Annotated in this window: 13 protein-coding genes and 1 pseudogene; 3 read left to right on the top strand and 11 right to left on the bottom strand. The window is 73.3% G+C overall.

All coding sequences use genetic code 11. From position 1 onward, the window contains the following. Positions 1-414, bottom strand: a 414-nt coding sequence (locus JNW91_RS23555) for an AMP-binding protein (protein ID WP_309244471.1), incomplete at its 3' end; no start/stop codon positions are given. 586 nt (positions 415-1,000) lie between these two features. On the opposite strand from JNW91_RS23555, the pseudogene JNW91_RS23550 reads away from it, so the two are divergent. From JNW91_RS23550 to JNW91_RS23540, 3 genes and pseudogenes are all read left to right on the top strand, one after another. Next, a pseudogene (locus JNW91_RS23550) lies at positions 1,001-1,953 on the top strand (ECF subfamily RNA polymerase sigma factor, BldN family). A 279-nt stretch (positions 1,954-2,232) separates the two neighbouring features. Then, positions 2,233-3,120, top strand: coding sequence for a DUF5667 domain-containing protein (locus JNW91_RS23545; protein WP_407664377.1), 888 nt, complete (start codon positions 2,233-2,235; stop codon positions 3,118-3,120). A 120-nt stretch (positions 3,121-3,240) separates the two neighbouring features. Continuing rightward, a complete protein-coding gene (locus JNW91_RS23540) occupies positions 3,241-4,116 on the top strand; it encodes an HAD family hydrolase (RefSeq protein ID WP_203177610.1) in 876 nt (291 codons plus the stop codon). Between the two features lie 9 nt (positions 4,117-4,125). On the opposite strand, the gene JNW91_RS23535 is transcribed toward JNW91_RS23540, so the two are convergent. The 10 genes from JNW91_RS23535 to JNW91_RS23490 form a co-directional block, all read right to left on the bottom strand. Continuing rightward, positions 4,126-4,983, bottom strand: coding sequence for a lysophospholipid acyltransferase family protein (locus JNW91_RS23535; RefSeq protein WP_203177612.1), 858 nt, complete (start codon positions 4,981-4,983; stop codon positions 4,126-4,128). A 348-nt stretch (positions 4,984-5,331) separates the two neighbouring features. Further along, positions 5,332-6,411, bottom strand: coding sequence for an NAD-dependent epimerase/dehydratase family protein (locus JNW91_RS23530; RefSeq protein WP_203177609.1), 1,080 nt, complete (start codon positions 6,409-6,411; stop codon positions 5,332-5,334). Positions 6,412-6,533: 122 nt separating this feature from the next. Beyond that, positions 6,534-6,635 (bottom strand): 30S ribosomal protein bS22, encoded by a 102-nt coding sequence (locus JNW91_RS23525; RefSeq protein ID WP_007465623.1) that lies wholly within the window; start codon positions 6,633-6,635, stop codon positions 6,534-6,536. Between the two features lie 270 nt (positions 6,636-6,905). After that, positions 6,906-7,115: a helix-turn-helix domain-containing protein gene (locus tag JNW91_RS23520; protein WP_007465625.1), complete on the bottom strand. Its 210-nt coding sequence runs from the start codon at positions 7,113-7,115 to the stop codon at positions 6,906-6,908. A 203-nt stretch (positions 7,116-7,318) separates the two neighbouring features. After that, complete coding sequence (locus JNW91_RS23515; protein WP_203177608.1) at positions 7,319-8,503, bottom strand: ABC transporter permease; 1,185 nt, start codon at positions 8,501-8,503, stop codon at positions 7,319-7,321. Further along, positions 8,500-9,438 (bottom strand): ABC transporter ATP-binding protein, encoded by a 939-nt coding sequence (locus JNW91_RS23510; RefSeq protein WP_309244470.1) that lies wholly within the window; start codon positions 9,436-9,438, stop codon positions 8,500-8,502. Before JNW91_RS23510 ends, JNW91_RS23515 begins: the two co-directional genes overlap by 4 nt. After that, positions 9,435-10,826 carry an efflux RND transporter periplasmic adaptor subunit gene (locus JNW91_RS23505; RefSeq protein WP_203177607.1) on the bottom strand — a complete coding sequence of 464 codons (1,392 nt, stop codon included), beginning with the start codon at positions 10,824-10,826 and terminating at the stop codon, positions 9,435-9,437. Before JNW91_RS23505 ends, JNW91_RS23510 begins: the two co-directional genes overlap by 4 nt. Positions 10,827-10,867: 41 nt before the next feature. Beyond that, the gene (locus JNW91_RS23500; protein ID WP_238425562.1) at positions 10,868-11,968 is read right to left on the bottom strand and encodes a hypothetical protein; all 1,101 of its coding nucleotides are present in this window, start codon (positions 11,966-11,968) and stop codon (positions 10,868-10,870) included. 180 nt (positions 11,969-12,148) lie between these two features. Further along, positions 12,149-12,769 (bottom strand): TetR/AcrR family transcriptional regulator, encoded by a 621-nt coding sequence (locus JNW91_RS33710; RefSeq protein ID WP_203177606.1) that lies wholly within the window; start codon positions 12,767-12,769, stop codon positions 12,149-12,151. Then, a complete protein-coding gene (locus JNW91_RS23490; protein ID WP_203177605.1) occupies positions 12,762-13,562 on the bottom strand; it encodes an alpha/beta fold hydrolase in 801 nt (266 codons plus the stop codon). The genes JNW91_RS33710 and JNW91_RS23490 overlap by 8 nt, the downstream gene beginning before the upstream one ends. Positions 13,563-13,703: the final 141 nt, after the last annotated feature.

Raw genomic sequence — 13,703 nt, 5'->3', positions numbered from 1 at the left:
CGGCGGTGAGCGCGGGCAACCCGGCGGACACCTCGGCGACCAGGTCCCGGACCCGGTCGTGCCGATCAGCACCGACGCGGCGGAGTCGGCCAGCACGTGCCGCAGCTCCGGAGCGGTGAAGCCGGGGTTGACCGGCACCGCGACCAGGCCGGCGCGCAGGGCGCCGAGAAGGCCGATCACGAAGTCGGGGGTGTTGGGCAGCGCGATCGCGACGCGCGGCGGCGGGTCGCCCGGATCGGTGTGCGGCGCGACGGCGGTCAGGCCACCCGCGGCGGCGTCCACCGCCGCGTCCAGGTCGGACCAGGTGATGCTGTGCTCGCGCCAGTGCAGCGCGGGTCGGTCACCGTGGTCGAGAGCCGCCCGGTGGACCCGGTCGGCGAGGTTCGGCGCGGGGTGTTCCGCTGCGTCCTGCACGGTGATCGAGTCTGGCACAGCGGACAGCGACAGGCCACGCCCGACGGTCGGACCGACGACCGGGACGACGAGCGCGGGGAAAGTCCCGCCGGCGGGACCGCTCGGTGTGCCACCGGCGGTCCGACGGGTCCTGCCGATGGGACGGGCGGCACCTTCGTCCGGCGGTCGGGCCGGACACGCACCGGCTGACCGGCGCGGCGCGTGGCCGGACCGGCAATGCACCCCCACCAGGTAATCCATCCTGGATCACCGAGCCGGGAGAAAGTCAATCGCACACGACGGACAACCGGTCCGCCGCCGGTGCGACGGAGCGGGAAATACTTCCGCCCTGTGTAACGGACTTGCCACGCGCGGGTGACGTTGGCCCTATCATCACTCGGGTCGGCTCACCCCATTTGCCGTGAGTCGACACCCCTCAGCCCGAGGAGGCCCCCGTGCCTGTGAGCGCATTGGACCAGCACCTCAAGGGGTACTGCCGCCCGTCGGCAAACCCCGGAACCGTCCTGCCCGACCGGAAGCCCGGTCGGTCGACGTCGACGACCCGCAGACCGGCCCGCCCGGCGAGCACCGGGACGGGGGCGACACGGTGACCACCTTCGGTTACGCGGAACGCCCGATCGGCCTGACCGGTCAGCCGACCCGCGCCCAGGTCAACGAACGGCCGGCGGCCCGCGCTCCATCGGACGAATCGCACGGCGCCGCCACCCGGGGCGACGGTGCGACGCAGCGGATCCGCAACCGTCCACACGCCAACGAGCCACCACCACGGCCCGCGGTGCCGGGCGGGAACGCCAAGCCGGCCGGCGGCCGGGTCGCCGTTCCGGCCCGACCGACCATGCCGACGCAGGGTCGACGGGTCGGCGACACGCCGACGACGACCACCGACCCGTCGGCGGGTGAGACAGCGGTGATCCCGGCGGTGCCGGCCACCACCACGACGCCGACCGGCTTCCCGAGCCGGCCGGACCCGTCCGACCCGGCGACGGAGGTCTGGACGCTGGTCGAGCGGGCCCAGGCCGGCGAGTCCGAGGCGTTCGGCCTCATCTACGACCGGTACGTCGACACCGTGTTCCGGTTCGTCTACTTCCGGGTCGGCAACCGGCAGCTCGCCGAGGACCTCACCTCGGACACGTTCCTGCGCGCGCTCAAGCGGATCGGCAGCTTCACCTGGCAGGGCCGCGACCTCGGCGCCTGGCTCGTGACCATCGCCCGCAACCTGGTCGCGGACCACTTCAAGTCCGGCCGTACCGGCTGGAGGTCACCACCGGCGACGTCCTCGACGCCGACCGGGAGGACCGGGGCCCGGAGGGCAGCCCGGAAGCGGCGGTGGTCGAGCACATCACCAACGTCGCGCTGCTGACCGCCGTGAAGCAGCTCAATCCGGAGCAGCAGGAGTGCATCGTGCTCCGTTTCCTCCAGGGCTTCTCGGTGGCCGAGACCGCCCGTGCGATGGGCAAGAACGAGGGTGCCATCAAGGCCCTCCAGTACCGGGCCGTCCGGGCCCTGGCCCGGCTCCTGCCCGACGGCTTCCAGCCGTAATTTCCGTCGGCGGGACCGATGGGCGTCGATCGACACCCGCGCAGCTCGGGGTCGGTCCCGCCGGGTGACGACAATCACTTTCTGTGATTTTCGCCCCGCCAGGCCCGTAACCCGTGCCCGGTCCGCCGCGTTTCTCCGGGTGCGACCGGTGGTTGCCCGGCAGGCCCGGGTCATCGAGGTCCGACCGGCACGCCGGCCGCACCTCACCTCCGTGGTGTCACACTGCCGCCCGGTTGCTGGCAACGACGGCGGCCGACCGGCCGTGACCAGCGAGAGGAGGTGCCTGCGGTGGACAACACCCTCTTCTCCCGCCGGCGTGCCGAGCGCTTCGCGCAGCTTCTCGACGAGGCCAACGGCGCCCGGCGACACCACGTCCGGTCCCGGGTGGACGGTCAGCTCGCGCCGCTCGTCGCGGTGGGCCAGCGGCTCAGCGTCGATCCCCCGGCGATCGAGGTGGACCCCGAGTTCCGTACCGGCCTACGGGCGATGCTGCTCGCCACCGCCGAACGGGAAGGGCTGGGCAACGCGCCGACGGCCACCGAGACGGCCACCGCGCGTCCCACCAGCACCGCCCGCGGGCCACTGCTGCCGGCGGTCACCGCCCGGCGGGCGAGGGCCCGCGCCGCGATCCTGGTCGGCGTCGCCGCCGGGGCCATCGCCGTCTCCGGCATCTCCGCGGCCAGCGAGGACGCGGTCCCCGGCGATGCGCTGTACGGCATGAAGCGCTCGACCGAACGGGCCCAGCTCGCCCTGGCCAGCTCGGACATCAGCCGCGGCCAGCTCTTCCTGGACTTCGCCCGGACCCGGCTCGGTGAGGCCGCCAAGCTCCGCGGTGACCGGATCGGGTACAGCACCGTCCTCGACGACATGGACGCCGACACCCGGCAGGGTGTCCGTCTGCTGACCTCGGCGGCGGTGCAGCGGGCCGAACCAAGCAGCCTGGACAGCGTCAACACGTTCGTCACCGGGCAGCGCCGGGCGGTGAGCAACCTGCTCGACGGGGCCAACCGGGCCGACCGGGAGCGGACCCGACAGTCGATGGCGCTGCTGGACAGCATCCGGGAGCGCTCGGACGCGCTGCGCGCGTCGATCGCCTGTGGGCTGCCGACACCGGCGGGCAGCGACACCCTCGGCCCCGCTCCCACCGCCTGCCCCGGCACCCGCTGACCCCTATACCGCAGGTCCGACCGGCCCCGCCGCAGTTCGCTCTGTGCCGGGCCGGTCGACCAGGTGGGCCGGATACCCTCGCTGGAGGCATCCGTCGTACCCGGTGAGGAAGGAAGTCGCGTGGCGCGCAGCCGCAAGGTGACGGTCAGCACCGACGCCCAGGGTCACACCGCCGGCTGGGCGGAGACCGACCTGGCGCCGGTGATCGCACCCGAACCGGATCCGAGCGCCGCGGCCTTCTTCGACGTGGACAACACGATGATGCAAGGCGCCTCGATCTACTGGTTCGCCCGTGGACTCGCCGCCCGCAACTACTTCACCACCACCGACCTGGCCCGCTTCGCCTGGCAGCAGCTCCGGTTCCGGGTGCTGGCCCGGGAGCACACCGGTGACATGTCCCTGGCCAAGGAAGCCGCGCTGGCTTTCGTCGAGGGCTGGCGGGTGGACGACGTGGAACGCCTCGCGGAGGAGATCTTCGACGAGCTGATGGCCCCCCGGATCTGGGCCGGCACACACCGGCTCGCCCAGCGTCACCTGGACGCCGGCCAGCGGGTCTGGCTGGTGAGCGCCGCTCCGGTGGAGATCGGCCGGGTCATCGCCACCCGGCTCGGCCTCACCGGCGCGATCGGCACGGTGGCCGAGGTGCTCGACGGGGCGTACACCGGGCGGCTGGTGGGCGATCTGATGCACGGGCCCGCGAAGGCGGAGGCGGTGACCCAGCTCGCGGCCGTGGAAGGACTGGACCTGACCCGCTGCGCGGCCTACAGCGACTCGGCCAACGACCTGCCGCTGCTGTCCGCCGTGGGCCGGGCGGTGGCAGTCAACCCGGACGGCACCCTGCTGCGGCAGGCCCGGCAGCACGGCTGGGAGATACGGGACTTCCGCACCGGCCGCCGAGCGGTCAAGATCGCTGTGCCGTCGACCGCGGCGGCCGGGCTGGTCGCCGGCGCGGTCACGGCCGGGCTGGCGTTGCAGCGCCGCCGTCGCGCCAGCTGACGGCCGCCTTCACGGGCCGAACGGGTCGGGACGTCGCTCCAGCAGCGTGTGCAGGGTCTGCTGGATCGTCTCCCGGACCTGGTCGGCGAGGTTGAAGACCACCAGCGGGTCGTCCGCCGAGTCGGTCAGGTGCGCGGTGGGGATCGGCGGACAGAACTCGATCAGCCACTTGCTGGGCAGCGGCACCATGCCCAGCGGCCCGAGCCACGGGAAGGTCGGCGTGACCGGGAAGTACGGCAGTTTGAGCAGCCGCGCGAGGGGCTTGATGTCGGCGAGCATCGGGTAGATTTCCTCGCCGCCGACGATGGCGACCGGCACGATGGGGGTGCCCGTCCGCAGCGCCGCCGAGACGAACCCGCCCCGGCCGAACCGTTGCAGCTTGTACCGGTCGGCGTACAGCTTGCCGATGCCCTTGAAGCCCTCCGGGAACACGCCGACCAGGTCACCGCCGCCGAGCAGCCGTTCGGCATCCGGATTGCAGGCCACCGTGCCCCCGGTCTTGCGGGCGAGCTCCGACACCACCGGCATGCGGAACACCAGGTCGGCGCCGAGCAGGCGCAGGTAGCGGTGGGCAGGGTGCTTGTCGTGCAGCGCCGCCGAGAGGATCAACGCGTCCAGCGCCACCGTGCCGGAGTGGTTGCCGACCACCAGGGCGGGCCCGTCGACGGGCACGTGCTCGACCCCGCTGACCTCGGTGCGGAACCAGTCCCGGTAGAGCAGGCGCAGCAACGGGTGAAAGACCGCATCGGTCAGATCCGGGTCGAAGCCGAACTCGTCGACCTCGTAGTCGCCGGAGAGTCGCCGGCGCAGGAACGCCAGGCCGTTGGCGACCCTGCGGTCCCACGGGTCTCCCGGCCGGTCCGGCACCGCCGGCTCGCTGCCGCCGTGCCTTCCGCCGCTGGCCGGGGCGCCGCCGGCGCTCGCCGGCTCGTCGGTGGCCGCCGTGTCGACCTCGTCGGTCGGCTGCGGTGTCGGCGCGACCCCGGCAGCCGGTCGGTGCCCGTTGCGCCGCGCCGGCTCCGCGTCCGGCGCGGGCGGCTGCTGCGGTACGTCGAACCGGCCGATCCCCTGCGGGTCGTGCCCCTGCCCCGGCCCGGTCACGACATCACCTGAGCTCGCGACTGCGGGGCTCGCAACACCGGCTCACTCCTCGCGCTCACGACGCCACCTCAGCTCGCGACTGCGGGGCTCGCAACACCGGCTCACTCCTCGCGCTCACGACGACCGCTCCCGCACGGCGGCGCGGACCTGCCGGATGCCGTCCAGGACGAGCTGCTCGGCGGCGGCCAACTGAGACCGGGTAACCACCACTCCGCCGTGGTGAGCGCGGATGAAGTCGTCGAAGGCCGCGGCTGTCGAGCGGGGTGTGAAGCCGTACTCCTGCTCCAGGCGGGTCGTGTCGACGACGCGGCCGTGCACGAAAAGGTCGACCTGGTCCAGGCCGTACCGGCCGAAGCCCATGCTGCGCGCCAGCGCGGCGGCACCCGACAGCCCCGGCTCCAGCACCGGTACGGCAACCCGACCGGCCCGCCGGATCGCCTGGGACAGCGACAACACGCCCGGACCGGCGACGTTGTACGTGCCGGGGTGATCCTCCACGATCGACCGGTGCAGCACCTCCAACGCGTCGTCGAAGTGCAGGAACTGCAACCTGGGGTCGCGGCCGAAGACGGTCGGCACGAACGGCTGCGAAAAGTAGCGGGTCAACGTGGTGTCCGCCGTCGAGCCGATGAAAGGGGCGAACCGCAGCACCGTCGCCGTGACGTCGGACCGACGGCGGCGGAAGCCGCGAACGTACCCCTCGACGTCCAGGATGTCGCGGCCGAAACCGCCGCGCGGCACCTCGCGCGGTTCGGTCTCCTCGGTGAACACGGCCGGGTCCCGGAACGACACCCCGTACGCGGCGGTGGAGGAACGGACCACGAGCTTGCGTAGCCGCGGCGCCCGTTGGCAGGCGGCGAGCAGCTGCATCGTGCCGATGACGTTCTGGTCCTTCATGCCCGACCGGCCGCCGTGCTGCGGGTCGGGGGCGCTGACCAGCGCGAGGTGCACCACGGCGTCGACGTCCAGGTCGGCGAGGATTCCGCCCAGCGAGCCGGCGTCGACGCGGATCCGTTCGACCCGGTCCAGCAGGTCGGGGAACTCGGTGCCGGCCTCCGGGGCGTCCACCCCGATGACCCGCTCGATACGCGGGTCGGCGGCCAGGCGGGCCGCCACGTGGGCGCCCAGATAGCGGCTCACCCCGGTGACGACGACGACGACCCCCGGAGCACCTGAGGTGCTACCGGGGGTCATCTGACGCACCTACCCCGGCAGGAGAGATCGAGCCGGGACGACCACGGCCTGATCACCTGAGCCTCCGGAGGTCGACAGTTTGGCAAGTGACGCCGGACGCCGGGCCGCGAGCCCGGCGGCGATCACTTGCCGAGACGGCGACGCTGGACGCGGGTCTTGCGCAGCAGCTTGCGGTGCTTCTTCTTAGCCATGCGCTTACGGCGCTTCTTGACCACCGAGCCCATACGACAGCCTTTCGATACAACGTGCGGGGCGGACCGGATGACACCACGCAGGTGGCGACGGCGACCGCTTGCGGACAACGGACCGGACCAGTCTGGGCGGCAAGGCGCACCGGTGGGGTCTCGGTCGGGGTCCAGGGTAGCTGGAGAGCGTCAGCAGGACCAACGCGCCCCCGTCGATGCCGCTCTTCGTTCGCGGCCGCGGGGCTCGCAAGCCCACTCCTCCGGCTCACCGATGCCCGTTACGTCGTACTCGATCGGGGAGCCGGCGGCTCAGGCGGTCTCCTGAAAGGCACCCCGGAGATATTCGTGGACCGCGTGCTCGGGCACCCGGAACGACCGGCCGACCCGGACGGCGGTGAGCTCACCGCTGTGCACGAGGCGATAGACCGTCATCTTGGACACCCGCATGACCGTTGCCACCTCGGCGACGGTCAGGAACTTGACCTCCGACAGCCGTCCGTCGGACTGCGACCCGGCCATGGCTCACCGACCCATCCCATGCCCGGCGCGTGCCAACCCGACGGATGCTCCGGGCCGGGCGGCGACGCGCGTGTTACCAGTACGGTAGCGGGGCCGCTGTGACCGGCGCGATCCCTTCGTACAACTGATCATGTTTTGGCCGGCGGTTCACCCGATCCGTGCTCCCGGTATCTCCCCGCCTGCGTTGGTCGTCCGGTTGCCGTTCACTCGGCGCGCAGCGCGACCACCGGGTCGAGCCGCCCGGCGCGCTGCGCGGGGACCACACCGAAGACGATGCCCACCGCCGCCGACACACCGAAGGCGAGCGCCAACGACCACCAGGTGATCGCCGCCGGGATCGGCGACAGCGCGTCCACCAGCAGCGCGGTGCCCACACCCAACGCCATCCCGGTCAGCCCGCCGATCGTGGTGAGCAGCACCGCCTCCAGCAGGAACTGCACGCCGATGTCCCGGGGGCGGGCACCGACGGCCTTGCGCAGCCCGATCTCCCGGGTCCGTTCCCGAACGCTGACCAGCATGATGTTGGAGACGCCGACCCCACCGACGAGCAGCGAGATGCCGGCGATGGCCGTCAGCACGCCGGTGAGTACGCCGAGGATGTCGCCGAGCACACCGAGGATCTGCTGCTGGGTGACCGCGCTGAACTCGGTGTCCGGGTGCCGGCGGTTCAGCTCGGCGACGATCCGCTCGCCCAGTTCGTCGATCCGTTCCCGGTCGGGTGCCTTCACGGCGATGCCGTCCACCCGTTGGGTGCCCCAGAGCCGCTGCGCGGCGGTCACCGGCACGTGCACCTCGTCGTCGCGGTCGACGCCGAGGCTCTGCCCGAGCGGCGCGAAGACGCCGATGACCCGGAACCGTACGCCGGCCAGGGTCACCTGCTGGCCGAGCGGGTCCCGGTCCGGGAACAGCGCCCGGGCCACCGAGTCGCCGAGCACCGCCACCCGCCGGCTGGTGTCCACGTCCGTGCCGGTGAGGTAGCGACCCCGGGCCAGCGAGCGGGTGAACACCGCCGGGGTCGTCTCCAGTACGCCCTGCACGGTGGTGAAGTCGGAGCGGGCGCCGGCTCGCGCGGTGGCCCCGGAGGCGACGGTGACCGCCACCCGCTGGGGGTCGCCGACCACCCGGCTCACCGCGTCCACGTCCTTGAGGGTCAGCGGCGAGACCACCGGTGCGGTGCCCACCTCGATCTTGCCGGGGACGACCAGCAGCAGGTTGGAGCCGAGCCCCTCGACCTGCTGCTCCACCTTCTGCTTGGTGCCGGTGCCGATGGCCACCAGCAGCACCACCGAGGCCACCCCGATGATCACGCCGAGCATGGTGAGCGCGCTGCGCAGCCGGTTGGCCCGGAGCGCGTCCAGCGCCACCCGCCACGCCTCGGCGACCCTCACGACCCACTCCCGCCGTTGGTCACCGCGTCGGCGTCGTCGGCCCCACGGCCGCTGGCGGGCGTGGGCGTTGCGTCCGCGGGGGCCGGCCGGTGCGGAAGGCGCCCGGTGGCTCCGGCGGCGCCACCGGAGCCACCGGACGGGTGCCCCGGGCCGCTTCCGGAAACGGACCGGGGCTCCGCGCTGGGAGCGGGCACCAGTGTCTCAGGTCGACCGTGATCGACGGACAGCGGTCGATCATGAGGGGCGTCGCTGTCCGCCACGACCACCCCGTCGCGCATCGTGATCCGACGCTGGGCCCGGGCCGCCACCTCCTGGTCGTGGGTGACCATCACCAACGCGACCCCGGACTCGGCGTTCAGCTGCTCCAACAGCTCCAGCACCGCGGCCCCGGTGACGCTGTCCAGGTTGCCGGTCGGCTCGTCGGCCAGCAACACCGTCGGCTCGGTGACCAGGGCCCGGGCGATGGCCACCCGCTGCTGCTCACCACCGGACATCTGGTTGGGCCGGTGGTCCAGCCGGTGCCCGAGGCCGACCCGGCCCAGCATCGCCGCCGCCCGCTCCCGGCGCTGCCGGGCCGAGACGCCCCGGTAGACCAGCGGCAACGCCACGTTCTCCACCGCCGAGGTACGCGGCAGCAGGTGGAACGCCTGGAAGACGAAACCGATCGTCTCGTTGCGCAGGGTGGCCATCTCCGGCGGGGAGAGGACGCTCACGTCCCGCCCGCCGATCACCAGCCGGCCGCCGCTGGGCCGGTCCAGCCCACCCAGCAGGTGCATGAGGGTGGACTTGCCCGAGCCGGACGGCCCGACCAGCGCCACGTGGTCACCGGGCCGCACGGTCAACGACACGCCACGCAGCGCCTCCACCGACACACCGTCGAGCTGGTACGTCCGGGAAACGTCCACCGCCTCGATGGCCGGTGGGGGTCCGGTCACCGGACTTCCTGGCCGTCGCGTACCTGGTCGGTGCCGCGCACCACGATCCGGTCGCCGGGCTGCACACCGTTGAGGATCTGCACCAGGTCCGATCCCTGGACGCCGACGGTCACCGACGCCCGGCCCGCCTTGCCGTCGCGCACCACCCAGACCGCGTCCCGACCGTCCGCGGAGAACACCGCCGAGGCGGGTACGGTCACCGCGTCGGCGGCCTCGCGTACCCGCAGGTGCACGATCGCGTTCATCCCGGGGCGGGGCGTCGGGGCGGGCTCGTCCTCGGCCAGCTTCCCGGCGCCCAGGGTGAGGCGTACCCGGTAGGTGACCCCGCCCTGCGCGGAGCTGGTGGGAAGCACGTCGACCGACCGGACGGTGGCGTCGTAGCTGGCGCCGGTGACGGCGTCCAACTCGGCAGTGGCGGTCACGCCGGCCCTGACCAGCAGCACGTCGGTCTCGTCCACCTCGGCGAGCAGCCCCAGCTGCCCGGTGTCCACCACGGTCAGCACGGGAGTGCCGGCGGTGACCTGACTGCCGACCGCGACCGCGTCGTCGACGCCGGCGGGCGGACCACCCTGGCCGGGGGCCAGCACGGACGGGTCGATGCCGGCGGCCTGAGCGCCGCCGGCCTGCTCCAACAGCCCCGCGAGGCCACCGGTCGCGCCACCACCGGCCCGGGTGCCGCCGGGCTGCACCACCCCGGCGATCGGGGCGCGCAGGGTCAACGCGTCGACGGTCGCCTTGGCCAGGTCGTACGCCTGCTGGGCCTGGAGCCGCTGCGCCGCGGAGAGCGCGCCGACGGCGGAGCTCAGCCCGTTGATCCCCCGCTGCACCGCGCGCACGGCCTGGTCGGCGCTTCGCGCGGCGGCGGCGTACTGCCGCTGCGCCGACGTCACCTGGGTCAGCAGCGCGTCGCGCAGCTGCGGGTCGGCGATCTTTTCGGCGGCCTTCCGGGCGGCGTCGAACGCCTCGTCGGCGGCCTTGTCGGTGCCGCGCCGGCTGCCGGTCAGATCACCCGTTCCGATGCCCCGGCCGGCGCGCTTCGCGGCGGTCAGCGCCTCTCTCGCCTGGCGGAGGCGCTGCTGCGCGGAGGGGGAGTCGACCACGGCGAGCACCTGGCCGCGCTTCACCCGCTGTCCGGGTTGGACGCGCAGGCCCGCCAGGGTGCCGTCGGCGGGAGCGGTCAGGGTGGCGGCGGCGCGGGCGGTCACCGTCGCCGGGGCGTCGATCACCTCGGCCACCGGGTTGCGGGCGGCCGAGGCCAGCGCGACGGGCGGCTGGTCGTCGCCGCACGAGGCGGCGGTGGTGGCGGCGAGGACGGCGACGGCGGTCAGGGCGACGAGCAGGCGGGGCCGGATGGTACTGCCCGGCCGAGGTGACTGAGGGCGGCGCACCCATCGATCGTACGGCTCGCCGTCGCGGCGACCGGGAGGCGTCAGGCGGCGGTGGCGCGGATGGACGCCACGCACTCGTCGTGCAGCGTCGACCACTGCTCGCCGAACGCCTCCTCGGCCGCGGTGTCGAGGGTCCTGCGGTCGTGCACCACGGCCTTGAAGAAGGCGAGCAGTCGCTGCGGCCCGTACCGGTCGAGAAGGTGCCGGACGGCGAGGTAGCCGACCCCGTAGCTGCCGCCGACCCGCTCGGCGGAGGCGTCATCGGCGGGGGTGACGCCGTCCAACCGGCCGTCCCAGCCTCCCTTGACGAGTTTGCGCACGTCGGCGAGGCCCTCGTACCGGTCGACCGGCTGGCCGCCCGCGCCCGCGAACTCGGCCAGCCCCTCGACCAGCCACCAGGTCAGCTTGCCCGGATAGCCGCCCGCCGGCAGCGACGCCGCATGGGTCAACTCGTGCCGGAGCAGGTCGTCGGTGCCGCTGCTGCTCAGCCCCTCGGCGTTGAGCACCACCTCGTGGTGGCCACCGCCCACGGTCACCGCGTAGCCGCCGGTCCACTGTGGGCGCCCGCCGCCGTACCAGCGCTGCCATTCGGTGCGGCCGGCGTAGAAGATCCGGTAGCGGTCCGGCGGTGAGCCGGTGACCACGTACCCGTCGGCGACCCTGGCCGCCGCCTCGGCCTGGGCGAGCAGGCCGGGCAGTTTGCCGCGTAGCGCCGGCGTGGTGGCGACGATGGTCCGCGCGCCGACCGCCACGGCCAGATCGCTGATCTCCCATGGTCGGGTGCCGGTCTCGGCCGACTTGGATTCCTCCATGGCGACCAGCAGAGGCTGATCGCCGTTCTCGCGCCAGCGGGTACCGATCAGCACCGGGCTGGGCTGGCAGCCCGGTGCCACGAAGCAGTACTGGAAGCGCACCAACTGCCGCCACTCGCCCGGCTTGCCGACGACCGGCGCGGGCAGGCCACTCGGTTCGGCCCGCCAGACGGTCACCTTGAGGGCGCGCAGCGCGGCGAAGCGGCGGCGCAGGTCGGCGTGCGCGGCCGGTTCGGCGACGGCGAGGTAGCCGGCCCGGTCGCCGCCGAGCAGCGCCGTCGACTGCCGCTGAAGCTGGGCGGCCATCCGGTCGGACAGCCCGCGGGCCACCGCGGTGGCCGGGTCGTCCGTCGCCGAGGCGCCGATCCGGCTGATCGTGGGTCGCCGCCGGACTCGCGTACCACCCCCACGATCAGCAGCGCCGGCAGACCGCAGCCCAGTACCAGGACGATCACCACGAACGCCGTCCACAGCGGCCAGAGCCGCTGCGGTGCCGGGCGCTGCACCCCGTCAATCACCCGCCGAAGGGTACGACCATTCGCCCGATCGGGCGAGGCCGACCCCGGCCGGCGGCCAGGATCTGAACGCGATGTCCAGACCGGCGACCAGTTGGTGGTACGAGCGGTCCACCTCGCGGGGCAGGCCGAAGCCTCCGGCGGCCTCCAGCGCGACGAATCCGTGCAGGGCGCTGCGCAGTGCCCGGGTCGCGTCGACCGCGTCGTCGTCGGTGAGCCCGTACCCGCGCAGCACCGCGTAGATGGTGCCGACCGCCCGCGTCCCCGCCTCGACGTGCTCGGGGTCGGTCGGGTCGGGCACCCGCTGGGTCGCCGGGTAGCGGCCGGGGTGCCGACGGGCGTAGTCGCGGTAGGCGTCGGCCATCGCCCGTAGCGCGTCCCCGCCGGCCCGACCGGCGGCGGCCGTGGTCAGTTCGGTGGCCAGCTCGGCGGTGGCCAGCGCGGAGAGCTTCTGGGCCAGCGCGTCCGCACCCCGGATGTGCTTGTAGAGGCTGGGCAGCGCGACACCGAGCCGACCGGCGAGCGCGGCCAGGGTGAGCTGCTGGTAGCCGACCTCGTCGGCCAGCCGGGCCGCCTCCCGGACCACGGTCTGCTGGTTGAGCCCGACCCTAGGCACCGGTGCACACCGCCAGGAAACCGATCAGCTCCTCGGCGGTCCGCTGTGGCCGGTCGGCGTGCGGGTAGTGGCCGGACTCCTCGACCATCCGGGCCTCGGCGAGACGGTAGAGCCGACGGGCCGCCCGCGCCTCCGCGCCCGGGTCGGGGAAGTCCGGGTCCTTGGCGCCCATCAGCACCAGCACCGGTTGCCGCACCCGCGGGGCTCGGGTGGTCCAGTGCGGCTCGGCCGGCGCGATCACGCCGCGCGTCGCCGCCATCCGGCCGGGCTCGCGCAGGTTGGTCACCATCGACCGACGGTACGCCGCGTCGTCGTCGGGGCGGTGCACCGGGAAGAGCGTCCTGTGGAACATCCCGAACAGTCGCGGGCTGCGCAGCACGGCCCCCCGCGCCAACCGCAGCAGCGGGTTGAGCTTCGGCTGACCGACGAACGCGCCGATCTGCACGAGGCCGGACACCAGCTCGGGGGCGTCGGTGGCGGCGAAGACCACCGCGGCGGCGCTGGACGAGCTGCCGACCAGCACGGCCGGCCCGGCGTCGATGTCGCGGACGACGGCCAGCAGATCGGCGCCGACCTCGGCCGGTGCGTACGTGGACCAGCCGACGCTGGATTCCCCGTGCCCCCGGATGTCCACCGAGGCGACCCGGTGACCGGCGGCCACCAGCAGGGGCACGAGGTGCCGGAAGCTCGCCCTGTTCTCTCCCATGCCGTGCGCGAGGACGACCAACGGCCCCTCGCCCTGCACCTCGTACGCGATGTGCCCGCCACCGCGCCGCACCCGGCTAGTCGTCATAGCCATTAAGCTAAGACAGTTAGCAAAGGCGGTCAAGGCGACCACGGCGTACAAGAGTGGCGGCCCACCAGTGGCGCCACCGTGAGCACCGAGAGGAACGGGAAGTTGGACATTATGCGGCCTTACCTCCGTCATCACTGC

Origin of the sequence: Micromonospora parastrephiae, assembly GCF_016802865.1 — a bacterium.
GTDB classification, from domain to species: Bacteria; Actinomycetota; Actinomycetes; order Mycobacteriales; family Micromonosporaceae; genus Micromonospora; species Micromonospora parastrephiae.
The sequence above is the reverse complement of the archived record's forward strand: the minus strand, read 5'-3'. Positions and strand labels throughout refer to the sequence as shown.

Bases quoted from the DNA above. Each gene is read 5' to 3' on its own strand.
- JNW91_RS23530 (WP_203177609.1), bottom strand. From the start codon at position 6,411: ATGACCCCCGGTAGCACCTCAGGTGCTCCGGGGGTCGTCGTCGTCGTC.
- JNW91_RS23525 (WP_007465623.1), bottom strand. From the start codon at position 6,635: ATGGGCTCGGTGGTCAAGAAGCGCCGTAAGCGCATGGCTAAGAAGAAG.
- JNW91_RS23520 (WP_007465625.1), bottom strand. From the start codon at position 7,115: ATGGCCGGGTCGCAGTCCGACGGACGGCTGTCGGAGGTCAAGTTCCTG.
- JNW91_RS23490 (WP_203177605.1), bottom strand. From the start codon at position 13,562: ATGACGACTAGCCGGGTGCGGCGCGGTGGCGGGCACATCGCGTACGAG.